Genomic DNA, 18,136 nt, shown 5'->3' on the forward strand with positions numbered 1-18,136 from the left:
ATCCCTGGGTATGAGGCCCGACGGCCTTACTTGGACGGCTTGAGCTTCAGCACGACTTCCAGCGACGAGGGCTGGGTGTGCTGTGGGTCGGCGTACGGGTCGGCCTCGGTGGGCCAGCCCACCCAGTTCTTGGTGGAGTACTCGGCCCCGATGGGGGCGGCGGCGGTGGGGATCATCGGCGCCTGCTCGACCATGATCTTCTGCAGGGTGTTCATGGCGGTGGTCCGCGCGGTGTCGGTCGTGGCGCTCGCGAAGTCCTTCAGCGCCTCGGTGGCCTCGGTGTTCTTGAAGCGGCCGAAGTTGCCGAGCTGGGAGGCCTTGCCGATGGGCTGGAGCAGCGCGCCGTCCATGATGTTCTGGTACATGTCGTACGGGGTGGCGCCGCTGTTGGTCCAGTGCAGGGTGGCGTCGAAGTTGCCGTTGGCGACGTCCGCGCCCCAGGCCTCGGCGGTCTGCGTCTTGACCTTGGCCTCGATGCCGATCTTCTTGATGTTGTCCTTGATGATCGCGAGGCCGGTGATGTAGTCGTTCCAGCCGGCCGGGTCGGTGAAGGTGAGCTTCACCGCCTTGCCGCTCGGGTCCTTCAGGACGCCGCCGTCGAGCGTGAAGCCGGCCTTCTCCAGGATCTTCTTGGCGCCCTCGACGTCCGGCTTCGTGGTGGCGCTCTTGTACTCGGGCGCGAGGAACGACTCACCGGCGGGGAGCGGAATGCCGGTGGGGTTGGTGATCTCCGGGTAGAGGGTCGCCTCGGCCTGGGTGTAGATGGCGTTGCGGTCGACGACCATCGCCATGGCCTTGCGCAGCGCCGGGTTGTCGAACGGCTTGCGGGCGGTGTTGAACCACAGCCCGTGGATGCCGAGCCCGGAGGGGAACCACAGCTTGTGGTTCTTGGGGTCCTTGGCGATGTACAGCTGCTTGTAGTTCGGCATGAAGACGAACGACCACTCCAGCTTGCCGCCGGCCAGGGCGGTGGTCGCCGCGCTGTTGTCGTTGTAGGTGCTGTAGCGCAGCTCCTTGACCTTGGTCGCGCCCTTCCAGTACGTGGGCGTGGCGGTCAGCGTGGTGGTCTGCGGGGTGAACGTCTTGAGCTTGTACGGGCCCGAGCCGACGGGGGTGCGGTTGGGCCAGGTCTCCGGATCCTTGACGCCTTCCCAGATGTGCTTGGGCACGATGAACTGCTGGATGATCTTGTTCTGGTTGACGTACTGGGAGTCGTCGAAGGTCAGGACGACCTGCTTGCCCTGGATCTCCACCCCGCCGAAGGCGATGCCGTTGCCGTTGAGCGCCGGGTGCTTCTTCAGGAGGTTGAAGGTGAACGCCACGTCCTCGGCGGTCAGCGGCTTGCCGTCGGCCCACTTGGCCTTGTCGTTCAGCGTGAAGGTGACCTTGGTGAAGTTGAGGTCCCACTTCCAGTCGGTCGCCAGCCACGGGTCGGCCTTGTCGGCGGGCCGGATCTGGCTCGTCATCGCCAGCGGCTCGTAGATCATGTAGCGGTAGCCGAGGGTGGCGCCGGCCGAGGTGGCGAGGAACGGGTTGCTGTTGTTCGTCTGCGGCCCGTCCGGCTTGCCGAGGGTCAGGACGCCCGATGCGCCGCTGCCGCTCTTGTTGTGGTTCGAGTTGGCCGACGAACAGCCGGCGGCGAGCGCGACCACCGCGGTGGCGAGCGCGGCCGCTCTGAGCGTGTGGTGACGGCGTGCGGACATGGCGACTCCAGGAGGGACTGGCGGGTCTGGGAGATCCGGAAACGGGCAGCGCTCGGCGCGCCGGGTACGGGCGGTGCGGGTGCGTACAGGCGGTGCGGTGGGTACGGGTGCGGCGCGGGCGGGCCCGCGGCGCTAGGGCGCCGAGTGGCGCACGACCAGTTCGGTGGGCAGCACGAGGGGTGCGTCGGGTACGGGGGTGCCGCCGAGGTGGGAGAGCAGCATCCGTGCGGCCGTCTCACCCATCTGCCGGGTGGGCTGGCGCACGGTGGTCAGGGGCGGTTCGGTGTGCTCGGCCATCGGGATGTCGTCGAAACCGACCACCGCGATGTCGCCGGGCACGGTCCGCCCCGCGGCGCGCAGCGCCCGCAGGACGCCTGCCGCGGTGATGTCGTTGTGGGCGAAGACCGAGTCGAACTCCGCGCCTGAGGCGAGGAGTTCCTCCACGGCCAGCCGGCCGCTGCGCTCGGTGAAGTCGCCGCGGACGACGAGGTCGGTGGGCAGGACGGAGACGAATCCGGCCAGCCGGTCGCGTACGCAGCCGAAGTCCTGGGGGCCCGTGATGACCAGGGGCCTGGTGCGGCCGGCGTCCCGCAGATGGCGGGCGGCCGACGCGCCTCCTTCGTAGTTGGTGGTCACGACGGAGGGGAACTCGGGGTGGTGGCCGCGATCGTCGATCAGCACGATCGGCAGGCCACCGCGGTGCAGTGCGGTGAGGTGGTCGAGGGTGTTCTCGGGTTCGACCACGACCAGTCCGTCGAAGGCGCGCGCCGACACCTGGCTGGTGAAGCGCTCCACGGACTCGGCCCCGCGGTTGCACGTGAAGAGCAGCAGCCCGTAGTCGGCGGCCTCGACGGTGTCGACGACGCCCTGCAGCACCTCGCCCATCCAGGGCCAGGTCAGCGAGGGCACCAGCATGCCGACCGTACGACTGCTGCCGCGGGCCAGGCCGACCGCGCCCGAGCTGGGTACGTATCCGAGCTGTGCGATCACTTCACGAACACGGGCCGCCGTCGAACCGTCCACCTCGCCCTTGGTGTTGATGACCCGGGAGACGGTCGTCTTGCTGACGCCGGCCTCGCGGGCGACATCAGCGATGGTGACACGCATCGGGGGCCTCCAGGACACAACAGGACAGAGCGAACGAGCGGCTGTGGAACCGGTACCGCAACCGGTTCCGGAACCGGTACCGGCGTTGGTGGCGTGAGTTAACCCCGCCGGAACATGGCCGTCAATACTTCACGTCGAGATTGGTCCGTACCCATTCCCTGAGCAGCAGGAAGCGCACTTGCGTTCAAGTCCTGAACGCACAACCCCTTGACGTGGTCACGTAAGGGCAGTTCACTCTCGCCTCGTCCGACGGCACGTCCCCCACGCTCCCGCCGAGGAAGGCATCAGCCATGACCCGAACAGGAAGGGCGGCCAGGGCGCTGCTCGCCGCAGTGCTCGCGACCGCCGGCCTCACCGGGCTCTCGTCCACCGCCGCGCAGGCCGCGGGCGAGACGGTGAACATCGCCCTGACCACCACCGACGACTCCGGCGGCCGCCACGTCACCCGTGGCCTGCAGGCGCAGGCCCCGGTCGCGTTCGCCGCCGGGAACGGGGGCGGCGGTACGAACATCACCGTCGACGAGAACACCCGCTACCAGACCTTCACCGGCGGCGGCGCCTCGTTCACCGACACCGCCGCGTACCTGATGAAGAGCAGCGGGGCGCTGAGCCAGGCGACCCGCGACGCCACGATGAAGAAGCTGTTCTCCCCCACGGAGGGCATCGGGCTCTCGTTCGTACGCAATCCGATGGGCGGTTCGGACCTGGCGCGCTACGGCTACACGTACGACGACCTGCCGGCCGGGCAGACCGATCCGTCCCTGTCGCGGTTCTCGATCGCACACGATCTGACGGACGTGCTGCCGCTGACGAAACAGGCCAAGCAGCTCAACCCCGCGCTGACGACGGTGGCGTCGCCGTGGACCGCTCCGGCGTGGATGAAGGACAGCGGGCAGCTGAACGGCGGCTGGCTGAAGGCGGAGAACTACGGCGCCTACGCCGACTACTTCGTGAAGTACCTCCAGGCCTACCGGGACCAGGGCGTACCGGTCGACTACGTCACCGCGCAGAACGAGCCGACGTGCTGCGGCGGCTACCCCTCGATGAGCTGGAACGGCTCCGGGCTGGCCTACTTCACCAAGAGCGAGCTGCTGCCGAAGCTGGCATCGGCCGGCCTCGCCACCAAGGTGCTGGCGCACGACTGGAACTGGGACACCTACGACGCGTACGCGGCGGCCACGGTGGACGACGCGGCCGTGCGCAACCACCCCAACTTCGGCGGGGTGGCGTGGCACGGCTACGGCGGTGACATCGCGAAGCAGACGGCGGTGCACAACCAGTACCCGTCGATGGACGCGTTCCAGACCGAGCACTCGGGCGGCACCTGGATCGCCGACCAGCAGCGCGAGGACATGCTGAACATCATCGATTACACCCGCAACTGGGCGAAGTCGGTGACCAAGTGGTCCCTGGCGGTGGACCAGAACCGCGGCCCGCACAACGGCGGCTGCGGCACCTGCGACGGGCTGATCACCGTGCACGACGGGGACAGCAGGAGCGGACAGGTCGACTACACGATCGAGTACTACACGATGGGTCACCTGACCAAGTTCGTCCGCCCGGGAGCCGCCCGGATCTCCTCCACCGCCAGCTCCACCGTGCCCAACGTCGCCTGGCGCAACCCGGACGGCTCGAAGGCCCTGATCGCGTACAACGGCGGCGGCTCGGCCCAGCAGCTGACGGTCAACTGGGGCGGCCAGAAGTTCACCTACTCGCTGCCCGCCCGCACGTCGGCGACCTTCACCTGGCCGGGGACGCAGTCGGGGGCGGAGGCCGCCTCGGGGGCGCTGACCGGCCTCGGCGGCAAGTGCCTCGACGCGACGGGCAACACCGGTGCGGACGGCACCCCGGTCCAGCTCTGGGACTGCACGGGCGGCGCCAACCAGCGCTGGACGGTGCAGGGCGACGGATCCGTCCGCACGCTCGGCGCCTGCCTGGACGTGGCCTCGGGCTCGACGGCGAACGGAGCGAAGGTCCAGCTGTACACCTGCAACGGCACCGGGGCGCAGCGCTGGACGTACGACGCCGCGACGGGCGACCTCGTCAACACGGCCGCGGACAAGTGCCTGGACGTGACCGATCAGTCGACGGCGAACGGGGCCCGCACCCAGATCTGGACGTGCACGGGGGCGGCCAACCAGAAGTGGCGCCTCCAGTAGGAGCCGCACGCCGCACACACCTGGACCGCGGGCCGGAGAGCCGGCCCGCGGTCCGGGCGCGTCCGCACTACTCCGTCGGCTCGATCCCGGCGCGCAGCAGCCCGAAGGTGTACGCGTCCTCCAGGGCCTGCCAGGACGCCGCGATGACGTTCTCGGCGACGCCCACGGTCGACCAGTCGGCGGTGCCGTCGCCGGTGGTGATCAGGACGCGGGTGGTGGACTCGGTGCCGGTGCGGCCCTCCAGGATGCGGACCTTGTAGTCCACCAGCTCCAGCTTGGCGAGCTGCGGGTAGATCCGCTCCAGGGCGACGCGCAGCGCCCGGTCGAGCGCGTTGACCGGGCCGTTGCCCTCGGCGGTGGCGACGATGCGCTCGCCCTTGGCCCACAGCTTCACGGTCGCCTCGTTGGCGTGGGTGCCGTCGGGGCGGTCCTCGACGATCGCGCGCCAGGACTCGGTGCGGAAGTACCGGCGTACCCGGCCCTCCGCCTCGGCGCGCAGCAGCAGCTCGAAGGAGGCGTCGGCCGCCTCGTACGTGTAGCCCTGGAGCTCGCGCTCCTTGACCCGCTCGACGACGCGGCCGATGAGCTCGCGGTCGCCGCCGAGGTCGATGCCGAGCTCCTGGCTCTTGAGCTCGATGGAGGCGCGGCCCGCCATGTCCGAGACGAGCATCCGCATGCTGTTGCCGACCAGCGCGGGGTCGATGTGCTGGTACAGGTCGGGGTCGACCTTGATCGCGGAGGCGTGCAGCCCGGCCTTGTGCGCGAAGGCCGAGACGCCGACGTAGGGCTGGTGGGTGGAGGGCGTGAGGTTGACGACCTCGGCGATGGCGTGCGAGACGCGGGTCATGTCGGCGAGCGCGCCCTCGGGCAGGACCTTCTTGCCGTACTTGAGCTCCAGTGCGGCGACGACGGGGAAGAGGTTGGCGTTGCCGACCCGCTCGCCGTAGCCGTTGGCGGTGCACTGGACGTGCGTGGCGCCCGCGTCGACGGCGGCCAGGGTGTTGGCGACGGCGCAGCCCGTGTCGTCCTGGGCGTGGATGCCGAGGCGGGCCCCGGTGTCGGCCAGGACGGTGGCGACGACGGCTTGGACCTGGGCGGGGAGCATCCCGCCGTTGGTGTCGCAGAGGATGACGACGTCGGCGCCGGCCTCGGACGCGGCCCGGACGACGGCCTTGGCGTACGCGGCGTTGGCGCGGTACCCGTCGAAGAAGTGCTCGCAGTCGACGAAGACCCGGCGGCCCTGGCCGACCAGGTGGGAGACGGTGTCGCGCACCATCTCCAGGTTCTCCTCCAGCGTGGTGCGCAGGGCGAGCTCCACATGGCGGTCGTGCGACTTGGCGACCAGGGTGATCACCGGGGCGCCCGACTCCAGCAACGCCTTGACCTGCGGGTCCTCGGCGGCCTTGCCACCGGCCCTGCGGGTGGCTCCGAAGGCGACGAGCTCGGCGTTGCGGAACTCGATCTCCTGGCGGGCGCGGGCGAAGAACTCGGTGTCGCGGGGGTTGGCGCCCGGCCAGCCGCCTTCGATGAACCCGACGCCGAAATCGTCCAGGTGCCGGGCGATGGTCAGCTTGTCCGCGACCGTCAGGTTGATGCCTTCACGCTGGGCGCCGTCGCGCAACGTGGTGTCGAAGACATGGAAACTGTCGTCGGTGGGCTTGGCCTTGGTGGTCATGCTGGTCTGACTCCTGTCGGATGAGTGGATCCGGACGATCTGATTCCACTTGCCCCCATCATCCCGCGCGCCTCGTCCCGGCCGGTGGTGAGGGCCGGAAAACAAAAAACCCCTCGCGGGTGCGAGAGGTCTGCGCGCGGGTCTGGGGCACGGTGGCCGTGCCGTACATGGTGGTACGGGACGATCACTGCGGACCGGCGCGCCTGTTGCCGATAATCATGACGAACGAGGACACGGAAGCAGTCTGACACAGGACCGCCTCCGTGCCCGGCCCGTCTCAGGATGCGGGCGTGACGCTCGTCGCTCCGGCCGGCTCCCCCTTCTCCCCGGCCCGCACGGCGGCGACGCGGTTCAGGTCGATGTCGCGGGTCTCGCGCATCGTCAGGTAGACGACCAGCGAGACCGCGGCGCACCCGGCCACGTACCAGTAGAAACCGGATTCGGCGCCGGCGTTCTTGAACCACAGCGCCACGTACTCGGCGGTGCCGCCGAACAGGGCGTTGGCGACGGCGTACGAGAGACCGACGCCCAGGGCGCGGATGCCGGTCGGGAACAGCTCGGCCTTCACGCAGGCGTTGATGGAGGTGTAGCCGGTGATCACGAGGAGCGCGAGGAGCGCGAGGCCGAGCGCCGGCCAGAAGGTGTCCGCGTGCTTGAGCATCGTCATGATCGGCACGGTCAGGAAGGTCGAGCCGACCGCGAAGGTGATCAGCAGCGGGCGGCGGCCGATCCGGTCGGACAGCATCCCCGCCAGCGGCTGGACGCACATGAAGACGAACAGCGCGCAGAAGCTGACGAGCGAGGCGGTGGACTTCTCCATGCCGGCGCTCTTGGAGAGGAACTTCGTGAGGTAGGTCGTGTACGTGTAGTAGGCGACGGTCCCGCCCATGGTCAGCGCCATCACGAGGAACGCCTCGCGCCGGTGCTGCCACAGCACCTTCAGCGTGCCGCGGTCCTGCTGCTCGGCGGCGCCGGAGTCCGCGTACACCTCGGTCTCCAGCATGGAGCGGCGCAGGTAGAAGACGATGCCCGCGCCGAGCGCGCCGACGACGAACGGGATGCGCCAGCCCCAGTCGTGCAGCGCCGCCTCGGACATGTTGCGCTGCAGGAGGATCTGGAGGCCGAGGCCGACGAGCTGTCCGGCGGTCATGGACACGTACTGGAAGCTGGAGGCGAAGCCGCGCTTCTCGGGCGCGGAGGCCTCGGTGAGGTAGGTGGCGCTGGCGGCGTACTCCCCGCCGACGGACAGCCCCTGGAGCAGCCGGGCCAGCATCAGGACGGCGACGCCTCCGTACCCTGCCACGTCGTAGGTCGGCGCGATCGCGATCAGGACCGCGGAGGCCGACATGAGCGTCACGGTCAGCGTGAGGGCGGCCTTGCGGCCCCTGCGGTCACCGATCCGGCCGAGCAGCCAGCCGCCGACCGGCCGCATGAAGAAGCCGACGGCGAAGATGCCCATGGTGTTCATGAGGTTGGCGGTCTCGTTGCCTTCGGGGAAGAACGAGTCCGCGAAGTAGACCGCGAAGGTCGCGTACACGAACCAGTCGAACCACTCGACCATGTTGCCGGCCGAGCCGACCCAGATTTTCTTCCACTGCTCTCGTCCCATGGTTGGCCACCGTGCCCGAACCGCCGGAACCCCAACAAGGGTGCACGGCGCAACGATCGCGCGTACTTACGTGCGTTTCGTTCACGGTCGGGTGAACTCAGCCGTCGAGGGACAGCGATTCGTCGAGGAACTCCCGCACTTGGTCCAGGACGTGCTCGCGGCCCGTGCCGGGGAGGCCGACCGCCACATGGACGCTGAAACCGTCCAGGAGGGCGCGCAGCCGGGTGGCGAAGCGGTCGGCGTCGACCCGGCGCAGCTCCCCCCGCGAAACGCCCTCGGCGAGCAGCGCCACCAGGTCGCGGTGCCAGGCGCCCTCGATCGCGGCCTGCCGGACGCGTGCGTCGTCGTCGGCGTCGCGCGAGCGGTTCCAGACCTCCAGCCAGAGCGTCCAGTGCGGGTCGCGGTGGCCGGCCGGGAGGTAGAGGCCGATGTACTGATCGAGCCGCTCGCGGACCGTCGCGGGCCGGGAGAGCAGCCGGCGCCGCTCGGCCCCGAGCCGGTTCTCGCTCCACTCCAGGGTCTGGAGCAGCAGTTCGTCCTTGGTGCGGAAGTAGTAGAGGAGGTGGCCGCTGCTCATGCCGACCTCCCGGCCGAGCCCGGCCATCGTGAGGCCGTCGAGACCGCGTTCGGCGACGGTGGCCATGACGGCGGCGAGCACGTCCTCGCGGGGCGGGGCGGTGTTGCGGGTGCGCGGGGCGGGGGGCACGGTGTCAGACCTTCGGCTGCTGCTGGGTGATGCAGTGGATGCCGCCGCCCCCGGCGAAGATCGCGCGGGCGTCGACGAGAGTCACCGTACGGCCGGGGAACAGCTGGCGGAAGGTTGCGGCGGCCGCCTCGTCCCGCGGGTCGCCGAAGGCGCACAGGACGACGCCGCCGTTGCACAGGTAGTGGTTGATGTAGGAGTAGTCGACCCACTCCCCGCCGGCCCGCAGCACGGTGGGCGCCAGGACTTCCACGACCTCCAGCCGCCGCCCCTTCGCGTCGGTGGCGGCGCGCAGGACGCGGACGGTCTCCCGGGTGATCGCGTGGTCGGGGTGGGCCGGGTCCGGCTGGACGTGGGCGAGGACGGTGCCGGGGCGGGCGAAGGCGGCGACGATGTCGACGTGGCCGAGGGTGCCGTAGGTGCCGTAGTCACCGGCCAGGCCGCGGGGCAGCCAGATCGCCTTCCGGGTGCCGAGGCGCGCGTGGACCTCGGCCTCGACGTCCGCGCGGCTCCAGCCGGGGTTGCGTTCCCCGCCGAGCTGGACGGTTTCGGTGAGCAGGACGGTGCCCTCGCCGTCGACGTGGATCGCGCCGCCCTCGTTGACCAGGGGCGAGCTGTGCACGGGGACCCCGGCGAGCTCGGCGACGGAGCGCGCGATGTGCCGGTCGTGCTCCCAGCGGGCCCAGCTCTGGGCGCCCCAGCCGTTGAACGTCCAGTCGACGGCCGCCAGCTCGCGTCCGTCGGTGACGAAGGTGGGCCCGATGTCACGCATCCACGCGTCGTCGAGCGGGCGCACCGCCAGCTCGATGTCCGGGCCGAGCAGGGCGCGGGCGCCCTCCTCCTGGCCGGGGCCGACGACCACCGTGACGGGTTCGAAGCGGCGGACGGCGTGGGCGACGGCGGCCCAGGCGCGGCGGGCCTCGTCGAGTTCCGCGGCGGTGCCGAAGGTGGGGTTGGGGCCGGGCCAGGCCATCCAGGTGCGTTCGTGCGGGGCCCATTCGGGCGGCATGCGGAAGGTCACGGGAGCGGAGGTCCTTACAGGAAGTAGAGCCGGTTGAGGGAGACCGAGTCGGCGGGCTCGGAGCTGAGCGGGTCGCCGTCCAGGGTGACGAGGCCGCTGCGCGCGTCCACGTCGACCGCTCCGGTACGGGAGTTGAGGCGCAGGTCGGCGGGGCCGATGCCCCGGGTGCCGTGGACGCCGACGCGCCGCCTTCGGGTCGGCATGGCGTCCGCCCCCAGCTGGGTGGCGGCCTGCGAGACGAAGGCGACCGAGAGATCGGCGGCGGTGGCCCCGTACGCGCCGAACTGCGGCCCGAGGACCAGCGGTTCGCAGGTGTCGGTGGCGGCGTTGGGGTCGCCGGTGACGCCGTAGGCGGGGAAACCCGACTTCAGGACCAGTTGGGGCTTCGCGCCGAAGAACTCGGGGCGCCACAGCACGATGTCGGCGAGCTTCCCGGTCTCGATGGAGCCGATCTCGTGGGCGAGGCCGTGCGCGATGGCCGGGTTGATGGTGAGTTTGGCCATGTACCGCAGCACCCGGGCGTTGTCGTCGCCGGGCCCGTCGCCCTCCATCGGGCCGAGTTCGGCCTTCATCTTCCCGGCCATGGCGAAGGTGCGGCGGACGGTCTCGCCGGCCCGCCCCATGCCCTGGGCGTCGGAGGAGGTGATCCCGATGGCGCCCAGGTCGTGCAGCACGTCCTCGGCGCCCATGGTCCCGGCCCTGATCCGGTCGCGGGCCATGGCGGCGTCGCCCGGCAGGTCCGTCTTCAGGTCGTGAACGGAGACGATCATCCCGTAGTGCTCGGCGACCGCGTCCCGGCCGAAGGGAAGCGTCGGGTTGGTGGAGGAGCCGATGACGTTCGGCACGCCGGCCATCTTCAGGACGTTGGGGACGTGCCCGCCGCCGCAGCCCTCGATGTGGAAGGCGTGGATGGTGCGCCCCTCCAGGACGCGCAGGGTGTCCTCGACCGACAGGCACTCGTTCAGCCCGTCGCTGTGCAGGGCCACCTGGACGTCGTACTCCTCGGCGACGCGCAGCGCGGTGTCCAGGGCGCGGGTGTGGGCGCCCATATCCTCGTGGACCTTGAAGCCGCAGGCCCCGCCCTCCGCGAGCGCCTCGACGAGCGGCGCCTCGTGGGAGGAGGAGCCGCGGCCCAGGAAGCCGATGTTGACCGGCCAGGCGTCGAAGGCGTTGAAGGCGTGGCGCAGGGCCCATGGCGAGTTGACGCCGACGCCCCAGACCGGGCCGAACTCCTGGCCGATGACCGTGGTGACGCCGGAGGCGAGCGAGGCCTCCATGATGCGCGGCGAGAGCAGGTGGACGTGCGTGTCGACGGCGCCGGCGGTCGCGATGAGGCCCTCGCCGGACACGATGGAGGTCCCCGTGCCGACGACGACGTCCACCCCGTCGAGGGTGTCCGGGTTCCCGGCCCGGCCGATCGCCGAGATCCGGCCCTCGCGGATGCCGACGGACACCTTCCGGATGCCCTGCACGGCGTCGATGACCAGCACGTTGCTGATCACGACGTCACAGGTCTCCCGGACGGCGGCGGCCTTGAGGTGCAGGCCGTCCCGGGCGGTCTTGCCGAACCCGGCGAGGAACTCGTCGCCGGGCTTCTGCGCGTCGGACTCGACCCTGACGGTCAGCCCGGAGTCGCCCAGCCGGACCCGGTCACCGGCGCGCGGGCCGTGCACGGCGGCGTACTCGTACGGGTCGATGCTCATCGCTCCGCTCCCAGGTAGCCGCAGGCGGCCGCGCGCCGCAGCGCCTCCTCGCGCGCCCCGGGCGCGTCGAGCGGGCCGTCGACCAGCCCGGCGAACCCGATCGCCACGCGGTCGCCGCCCAGCGGCACCAGGCCCACCTCGACGTGCTCCCCCGGCCCGAAGCGGACGGAGGAGCCGGCGGGCACGCCCAGCCGCATCCCGTACGCCGCCGCACGGTCGAAGTCGAGCCGTGGATTGGCCTCGAAGAAGTGGAAGTGCGAGGTGACGGAGACCGGGACGGTGGCGGTGTTGCGGACGCTCAGGCGTACCGCGGGACCGGGCTCCGGCGTGGCGGGTCCGGGCACGACCGCGCCGGGGGCGTCGTCGCCCAGGCCCGCGCCCAGCGGCCGGGGGACCACGGCGAGCCGCGATCCGTCGTCGAAGACGGCCTCGACGTGCACCTCGGTCACGATGTCGGCGACCCCGGGCAGCACGTCGTCCGGCCCCAGGACCCGGCGGGCGGCCTCGATGGCCTCGGCGAGCCGGCGCCCGTCGCGGGCGGCCTCGCAGACGGTGTCCGCGATCAGCGCGGTGGCCTCGGGGACGTTGAGCCTCAGGCCGCGGGCCCGGCGGGCGCGGGCCAGCTCGGCGGCGCCGAAGAGCAGCAGCCGGTCGCGCTCGGTCGGGGTCAGTCGCATGGCTCACACCTCCTGGTTAGAGCAGCACTCTAACTGGAAGGCCGGGAGAAAGGGAACCTGCTGACGGGCCGATTCGAGCAGCACTCCAATTCCACGCGCACAAAAAGGCCGCGTCCGGGGGACGCGGCCTTCTGCGTGGGTGCGCGGGTCGGCTAGCCGAGCGGGTGCATCCAGCCGTGGGTGTCCTCGGCGACACCGCGCTGGATGTCCAGCAGGCGCTCGCGCAGCCGGAGGGTGACCGGGCCCGGCGTGCCGTCGCCCTGGGTCCACTCGCCGCCCGCGCTCTTCACGGTGCCGACGGGGGTGATGACGGCGGCGGTGCCGCAGGCGAAGACCTCGGTGAGGGTGCCGTTCGCGGTGTCGTCGCGCCACTGGTCGATGGAGACGCGGCTCTCCTCGGGCTCGTAGCCGAGGTCGGCGGCGAGCCTGAGCAGCGAGTCACGGGTGATGCCGGCGAGCAGGGAGCCGGTCAGCGCCGGGGTGACGATCTTGTTCCCGTACACGAAGTACAGGTTCATCCCGCCGAGTTCCTCGACCCACGTGTGCTCGACGGCGTCGAGGTAGGCGACCTGGTCGCAGCCCTTGGCCGCGGCCTCGGCCTGGGCGAGGAGGGACGCGGCGTAGTTGCCGCCGGTCTTGGCGTCGCCCATGCCGCCCGGGACGGCGCGCACGCGGTCCTCGGAGAGCCAGATGGAGACGGGCTTCACACCGCCGGGGAAGTAGGCGCCGGCCGGCGAGGCGATGACCAGGAAGAGGTACTCGTTGGCGGGCCGGACGCCGAGGCCGACCTCGGTCGCGATCATGAACGGGCGCAGGTACAGCGACTCCTCGCCGCCGTGGGCCGGGACCCAGGCCGCGTCCTGCTGGACCAGCGCGTCGCAGGCCGCGACGAACGTCTCGACGGGCAGCTCCGGCATGGCGAGCCGGCGGGCGGACGACCGGAAGCGCTCCGCGTTCGCCTCGGGGCGGAAGGTGGCGACCGTGCCGTCGGGCTGGCGGTAGGCCTTGAGGCCCTCGAAGATCTCCTGGCCGTAGTGCAGCGTCATGTTGGCGGGGTCGATCGACAGCGGCGCGTACGGGACGAGCTGGGCGTCGTGCCAGCCGCGGCCTTCGGTCCACTTGATCGTCACCATGTGATCGGTGAAGTGGCGGCCGAATCCGGGCTTGACCAGGATCGCCTCGCGCTCCGCGTCGGACAGCGGGTTCGAGGAGGGCTTGAGCTCGATCGTGGGCGTCGTCATGAGTACGTGTCCTTCACCGGTTTTGTGTGTGTAGGACCACGCCCACGCCAGCTCCTGTCGGACAGGTGCTAGGACGTCCGAGCTTCGCGGCAAGCCACGGTCCCGTTCGATTATCTCTCGTGGGAGGCCGTGCACGAAATGACGTGAATGCGGTCCAGGGTTCGATGGTGGCACCCGGGGCCGCACAGGAGAAGCCGCCGGGTGCGTGTGCGACCCGGCGGCTTCTGAGCAAGTCGTCGGATCAGCCCGCTACGCGTACCGCGAGCGCGTCGCCGATCTCGTCGGTGCTGCGGGCACTGCCGTCGCGCTCCGCGAGGTCGGCGGAGACGGCGTCCTCGATGCGCACGGCCTCGGCCTCGTAGCCGAGGTGGCGCAGCAGGAGGGCGACGGAGAGGACCGTGGCGGTCGGGTCGGCCTTGCCCTGGCCCGCGATGTCGGGGGCAGAGCCGTGGACCGGCTCGAACATCGACGGGAAGGCGCCCGTCGGGTTGATGTTGCCGGAGGCGGCCAGGCCGATGCCGCCGGAGACGGCCGCGGCGAGGTCGGTCAGGATGTCACCGAAGAGGTTGTCGGTGACGATGACGTCGAAGCGCTCGGGCTGGGTGACGAAGAAGATCGTCGCGGCGTCGACGTGCAGGTAGTCGGTGGTGACCTGGGGGTACTCGGCGGCGACCTTGTCGAAGGTGTTCTTCCACAGGTGGCCCGCGTAGACGAGGACGTTGTTCTTGTGGACCAGCGTCAGCTTCTTGCGCGGGCGGGCGGCGGCCCGCTCGAAGGCGTCGCGGACGACGCGCTCGACACCGAAGGCCGTGTTGAGGCTGACCTCGGTGGCGACCTCGTGCTCCGTACCCGTGCGCAGCGAACCGCCGTTGCCGGTGTACGGACCCTCGGTGCCCTCACGGACGACGACGAAGTCGATCTCCGGACGGCCGGCCAGCGGGGTCGCCGTGTTCGGGAACAGCTTCGACGGCCGCAGGTTGATGAAGTGGTCGAAGGCGAAGCGCAGCTTCAGCAGCAGCCCGCGCTCCAGGACGCCGGAGGGCACGGACGGGTCACCGATCGCACCGAGCAGGATGGCGTCGTGGCCCTTGAGGGCCTCCAGCTCCGCGTCCGGGAGGGTTTCACCGGTGCGGTGCCAGCGCTGGGCGCCAAGGTCGTACTCCTTGGTCTCCAGCTTCACATCCTGCGGGAGAACAGCGTTGAGGACCTTGAGGCCCTGGGCCACGACCTCCTGGCCGATACCGTCACCGGGGATCACTGCGAGATTGATGCTGCGAGACATGCCCGGCACATTACTGCGCGTCCCATCCCATGACACGTCACGTCCACCATACGGACACATGGGCAGCTGTACGTGTAGCGTTCACCTATCCGACGGAGTGCCGCCAGGGAACGGGTGGAGGTTGTCGCCCATGGACATCCCCCGTTTCGGCATCCCCGAGAAGCTCGCCGACCGCATGAGCATGGCCGAGCAGCACGACTACCTCCGCACCCGGCTGACCCGGCGCGGGGTGCTGCGTACGAGCGTGGCGACCGCCGCCGTGGCCGGCGCCGGCCTCGGCTCCTCGCTCGCCGCCTCGCCCGCGTACGCGGCGCCGGCGGTTCTCACCTCGCACAGCACCACCCGGGTGGACGGTTCGCTGGTCGCGCCGTTCGGCCGGCACCTGGCCTACGGCTTGGACCCGAAGACGCGGATGACGGTCTCCTGGCAGGTTCCGTTCGCCGTGCGCCGCCCGTACGTCCGCATCGGCCTGAAGCCTTGGTCGCTGAGCCGGAAGATCGACGCCGAGGTGCGTCACCTCACGACGCCGCTGCTCAACGACGGCAAGATCGCGGCGGCCGAGCAGTACTACGTCCACGCGGCCCTGGAGCGGCTGAAGCCCGGCACGACGTACTACTACGGCGTCGGCCACGACGGCTTCGACCCGGCCGACACCCGCAACCTGGGCACGCTCGGCACCTTCACCACGGCGCCCGCGCGCGCCGAGAAGTTCACCTTCACCGCCTTCGGCGACCAGGGCGTCAGCTACCACGCGCTCGGCAACGACCAGCTGATCCTGGGCCAGAACCCCGCCTTCCACCTGCACGCCGGCGACATCTGCTACGCCGACCCGTCCGGCTCGGGCCGGCCGACGGACACCTACGACGCGCGCACCTGGGACCAGTTCCTGGCGCAGACCGAGACGGTCTCCAAGACCGTGCCGTGGATGGTGACGACCGGCAACCACGACATGGAGGCCTGGTACTCGCCCAACGGCTACGGCGGCCAGAACGCCCGCTGGACCCTGCCGGACAACGGCCCGGACCCGGTGAACCAGCCCGGGGCGTACTCCTTCACGCACGGCAACGTCGGCGTGATCGCGCTCGACGCCAACGACGTCTCCTACGAGATCCCCGCCAACTTCGGCATCAGCGGCGGCAAGCAGACCCGCTGGCTGGACCGCCGCCTGGGCGAACTGCGGGCCCGTCACGACATCGACTTCCTGGTGGTCTTCTTCCACCACTGCGCCTTCTCCACCACGAACGCCCACGCCTCGGACGGCGGGGTGCGCGAGGCCTGGGTGCCGCTCTTCGAGAAGCACCAGGTGGACCTGGTCATCAACGGGCACAACCACGTCTACGAGCGCACCGACGCGATCCTGAGGAACGAGGTCCGGCGCCAGGTGCCGATCGGCGAGCGCACCGACCCGACGCGGGACGGCATCGTGTACGTCACGGCGGGCGGCGCGGGCAAGGCGCTGTACGACTTCCCGGCGCCGGACAGCTTCGAGGGGCATGTCGCGGACCGGGAGAGCGTGGACACGTATCACTCGGTCAAGGGCGGCGGTAAGGCCGTCGAGACCGTGGAGTGGTCGCGGGTGCGTTACACCGGCTTCTCGTTCCTCGCGGTGGAGGTCGAGCCCGGGCGGAACGCGCGGATGAAGGTCACGGCGCTCGCCGAGTCCGGTGAGCGCATCGACCACTTCGAGATCAGCCGCGACTGATCCCGGCGCACGGCCCGGACCGGGATCGGGAGACGGCGCCCGGGGCCGGGGCCGGGGCCGGGAGACGGCCCGGTTCAGTGACCGGTGGAGCCGCCGTTGTCCCTGCGGTCGAGGGCCCGCTGCAGGGCGGCGGCGGCATTCTGCCGCTCCGACTCGGTGGGGCGGGGGGTGTGGCGGACGCGGCGACGGACAGTGGTCTCGGCCATGGTGGATCGACTCCTTGAGATCGCGAGGATTTCGAGATCGAAAAATCGTGAACGTGATGTCGAGATCAGGGATTTCGAGGTGCCGGAAGGGGCGGGGAGCAGGCGCCGCAGGGGTTGCCTGCTTCGGGGCGCGCGCTCACGACCGCCAGTCGCTTGATCTAGCGAGACGTTCGGCTTCTACAAAGCTAAGGCAGCCGCGCCGGTCTGTCTCCACAATTACTCGGACTTCCTACTATCTGAGACGGAGGTTTACGCGCGCTTACTCCCCACTCACTCTCAGCTCCCGGATGAGCGCCCGCACGGCGAGCGATCGTGCCAGCTCAGGGGTGGTGACATAGCCCACCGAACGCGTCGGGCGCTCCGGCCCCGAGAGCGGTGATCGCGACCGCGTCCGGTGCTCCTTCGAGTGACAGTCCCGGCATGATCGCCATACCGAGACCACGGGCCACCATCGAGAGCACCGCTCCGTCGTCCTCTGCCGCCTCTTCTCCCTGGTCGAGTCCCCGGTCGCCGCTCCCGGCCCCGGCGAGGCCTGGGTGGAGAACCTCTACCTCTCCGTCGACCCGTACCACCGAGAGGAGATGGACAACGGCTGGACGCTGAACACCCCGCTGGAGGCCGGGCCATCGGCCGGGTCGTCGCCTCCCGCGACCCTGCTCTCGCCGAGGGCGACCTCGTCTTCCACGGCCGGCGCAGCCACGCCCTGGCCTCACATCACGTCCCCGTCCCGCCAGTCGAAGACGAGCACCTCCGCGGCCGGCCCTCCACCGCACCGGAGCGCAGCACCCCCCGCCCCCCGGACGTACACACTGCCCTCCTCCTCGGCCAGCCGCTCCACCCCGCGCGGCCCCTGCACGGCGATCCGTCCCGGCCACACCGTCCAGCCGCGCCCCGCGTACAACGCGGCCCCGGCGGCCGACGCGGACAGGGCCCCGAACGCGTACGCCCCGTCGACGACCTCCTCCAGTGCGGCCATGACCTGCCCGCCGAGGCCCTCCCGCCGCCGGTCGGCGCGGACGGCGACGCCCTCCACGTAGCCGACGCGGCGGGAACGTCCGGCGTGGATCACCCGCCGCTGCACGACACTGCCGTGCGCGAGCAATCCGCTCGCATCGCGCACGCACGCGTGGATCCCGCCGAGCGTATGGTCCCAGTCGTCGTCGCTGAACGTGCCCGCGAAGGCGGCGTCCAGGAAGGCGCGGATCTCGTCGAGGGCCGCGGGGGCAAGCCTGCACGTGTGCACGGTCCGCAGTATCGGCTCAGTCATGCGCGCCAGCCTCTCAGGCCCGCACCTCCCCGGTACTCAGCCGCCGTTTGAGTACCTGTCCCGTGTCGAAGGATCGCGCGG

General features: G+C 70.7%; 14 protein-coding genes and 2 pseudogenes. 3 read left to right on the top strand and 13 right to left on the bottom strand.

Features of this window, described 5'->3' with window-relative positions:
- Positions 1–26: 26 nt before the first annotated feature.
- Together ABZ454_RS21680 and ABZ454_RS21685 are read right to left on the bottom strand one after the other, a co-directional pair.
- Positions 27–1,703 (bottom strand): ABC transporter substrate-binding protein, encoded by a 1,677-nt coding sequence (locus tag ABZ454_RS21680; protein WP_356316715.1) that lies wholly within the window; start codon positions 1,701–1,703, stop codon positions 27–29.
- Positions 1,704–1,835: 132 nt separating this feature from the next.
- Entirely contained in the window at positions 1,836–2,810 is a 975-nt protein-coding gene (locus tag ABZ454_RS21685) for a LacI family DNA-binding transcriptional regulator (protein WP_359540011.1), read from the bottom strand.
- Between the two features lie 290 nt (positions 2,811–3,100).
- On the opposite strand from ABZ454_RS21685, the gene ABZ454_RS21690 reads away from it, so the two are divergent.
- The gene (locus tag ABZ454_RS21690) at positions 3,101–4,969 is read left to right on the top strand and encodes a ricin-type beta-trefoil lectin domain protein (RefSeq protein WP_359540013.1); all 1,869 of its coding nucleotides are present in this window, start codon (positions 3,101–3,103) and stop codon (positions 4,967–4,969) included.
- 67 nt (positions 4,970–5,036) lie between these two features.
- Here the strand turns inward: ABZ454_RS21690 and cimA are convergent, their stop codons facing one another.
- The 8 genes from cimA to ABZ454_RS21730 form a co-directional block, all read right to left on the bottom strand.
- Entirely contained in the window at positions 5,037–6,644 is a 1,608-nt protein-coding gene (gene cimA, locus ABZ454_RS21695; RefSeq protein WP_356316709.1) for a citramalate synthase, read from the bottom strand.
- A 277-nt stretch (positions 6,645–6,921) separates the two neighbouring features.
- On the bottom strand, positions 6,922–8,253 hold the full coding sequence (locus ABZ454_RS21700; protein ID WP_359540014.1) for an MFS transporter: 1,332 nt from the start codon (positions 8,251–8,253) through the stop codon (positions 6,922–6,924).
- Positions 8,254–8,350: 97 nt separating this feature from the next.
- Positions 8,351–8,959 carry a TetR/AcrR family transcriptional regulator gene (locus ABZ454_RS21705; RefSeq protein ID WP_359540016.1) on the bottom strand — a complete coding sequence of 203 codons (609 nt, stop codon included), beginning with the start codon at positions 8,957–8,959 and terminating at the stop codon, positions 8,351–8,353.
- A gap of 4 nt (positions 8,960–8,963) precedes the next feature.
- On the bottom strand, positions 8,964–9,965 hold the full coding sequence (locus ABZ454_RS21710; protein ID WP_359540167.1) for an agmatine deiminase family protein: 1,002 nt from the start codon (positions 9,963–9,965) through the stop codon (positions 8,964–8,966).
- A gap of 26 nt (positions 9,966–9,991) precedes the next feature.
- Complete coding sequence (locus ABZ454_RS21715) at positions 9,992–11,680, bottom strand: urease subunit alpha (protein ID WP_359540017.1); 1,689 nt, start codon at positions 11,678–11,680, stop codon at positions 9,992–9,994.
- The gene (gene ureA, locus ABZ454_RS21720) at positions 11,677–12,357 is read right to left on the bottom strand and encodes an urease subunit gamma (RefSeq protein WP_359540018.1); all 681 of its coding nucleotides are present in this window, start codon (positions 12,355–12,357) and stop codon (positions 11,677–11,679) included. The genes ABZ454_RS21715 and ureA overlap by 4 nt, the downstream gene beginning before the upstream one ends.
- Before the next feature lie 152 nt (positions 12,358–12,509).
- Positions 12,510–13,598, bottom strand: a complete 1,089-nt coding sequence (locus ABZ454_RS21725; RefSeq protein WP_356316699.1) for a branched-chain amino acid aminotransferase — start codon at positions 13,596–13,598, stop codon at positions 12,510–12,512.
- A gap of 241 nt (positions 13,599–13,839) precedes the next feature.
- Positions 13,840–14,880 (bottom strand): 3-isopropylmalate dehydrogenase, encoded by a 1,041-nt coding sequence (locus ABZ454_RS21730; protein ID WP_356316697.1) that lies wholly within the window; start codon positions 14,878–14,880, stop codon positions 13,840–13,842.
- 130 nt (positions 14,881–15,010) lie between these two features.
- On the opposite strand from ABZ454_RS21730, the gene ABZ454_RS21735 reads away from it, so the two are divergent.
- A complete protein-coding gene (locus tag ABZ454_RS21735) occupies positions 15,011–16,582 on the top strand; it encodes a metallophosphoesterase family protein (protein ID WP_359540020.1) in 1,572 nt (523 codons plus the stop codon).
- Between the two features lie 74 nt (positions 16,583–16,656).
- Here the strand turns inward: ABZ454_RS21735 and ABZ454_RS21740 are convergent, their stop codons facing one another.
- Together ABZ454_RS21740 and ABZ454_RS21745 are read right to left on the bottom strand one after the other, a co-directional pair.
- Complete coding sequence (locus ABZ454_RS21740) at positions 16,657–16,788, bottom strand: hypothetical protein (RefSeq protein ID WP_351398127.1); 132 nt, start codon at positions 16,786–16,788, stop codon at positions 16,657–16,659.
- A 259-nt stretch (positions 16,789–17,047) separates the two neighbouring features.
- Positions 17,048–17,267: pseudogene (locus ABZ454_RS21745) on the bottom strand (LysR substrate-binding domain-containing protein); the annotation flags it as partial.
- A 6-nt stretch (positions 17,268–17,273) separates the two neighbouring features.
- Here ABZ454_RS21745 and ABZ454_RS21750 point away from each other — a divergent pair.
- Positions 17,274–17,494 (top strand): annotated as a pseudogene (locus tag ABZ454_RS21750) (NADP-dependent oxidoreductase); the annotation flags it as partial.
- 3 nt (positions 17,495–17,497) lie between these two features.
- On the opposite strand, the gene ABZ454_RS21755 reads toward ABZ454_RS21750, so the two are convergent.
- A complete protein-coding gene (locus tag ABZ454_RS21755) occupies positions 17,498–18,055 on the bottom strand; it encodes a GNAT family N-acetyltransferase (protein WP_359540022.1) in 558 nt (185 codons plus the stop codon).
- Between the last annotated feature and the right edge of the window lie 81 nt (positions 18,056–18,136).

Source organism: Streptomyces sp. NPDC005803, assembly GCF_040630435.1.
Lineage (GTDB): Bacteria > Actinomycetota > Actinomycetes > Streptomycetales > Streptomycetaceae > Streptomyces.

Coding starts and splice junctions, on each gene's coding strand:
- ABZ454_RS21755 (WP_359540022.1), bottom strand. CDS start 18,055: ATGACTGAGCCGATACTGCGGACCGTGCACACGTGCAGGCTTGCCCCC.
- ABZ454_RS21735 (WP_359540020.1), top strand. CDS start 15,011: ATGGACATCCCCCGTTTCGGCATCCCCGAGAAGCTCGCCGACCGCATG.
- ABZ454_RS21685 (WP_359540011.1), bottom strand. CDS start 2,810: ATGCGTGTCACCATCGCTGATGTCGCCCGCGAGGCCGGCGTCAGCAAG.
- ABZ454_RS21710 (WP_359540167.1), bottom strand. CDS start 9,965: ATGCCGCCCGAATGGGCCCCGCACGAACGCACCTGGATGGCCTGGCCC.
- ABZ454_RS21680 (WP_356316715.1), bottom strand. CDS start 1,703: ATGTCCGCACGCCGTCACCACACGCTCAGAGCGGCCGCGCTCGCCACC.
- ABZ454_RS21690 (WP_359540013.1), top strand. CDS start 3,101: ATGACCCGAACAGGAAGGGCGGCCAGGGCGCTGCTCGCCGCAGTGCTC.
- ABZ454_RS21740 (WP_351398127.1), bottom strand. CDS start 16,788: ATGGCCGAGACCACTGTCCGTCGCCGCGTCCGCCACACCCCCCGCCCC.
- ABZ454_RS21725 (WP_356316699.1), bottom strand. CDS start 13,598: ATGACGACGCCCACGATCGAGCTCAAGCCCTCCTCGAACCCGCTGTCC.
- ABZ454_RS21730 (WP_356316697.1), bottom strand. CDS start 14,880: ATGTCTCGCAGCATCAATCTCGCAGTGATCCCCGGTGACGGTATCGGC.
- cimA (WP_356316709.1), bottom strand. CDS start 6,644: ATGACCACCAAGGCCAAGCCCACCGACGACAGTTTCCATGTCTTCGAC.
- ABZ454_RS21700 (WP_359540014.1), bottom strand. CDS start 8,253: ATGGGACGAGAGCAGTGGAAGAAAATCTGGGTCGGCTCGGCCGGCAAC.
- ABZ454_RS21715 (WP_359540017.1), bottom strand. CDS start 11,680: ATGAGCATCGACCCGTACGAGTACGCCGCCGTGCACGGCCCGCGCGCC.
- ureA (WP_359540018.1), bottom strand. CDS start 12,357: ATGCGACTGACCCCGACCGAGCGCGACCGGCTGCTGCTCTTCGGCGCC.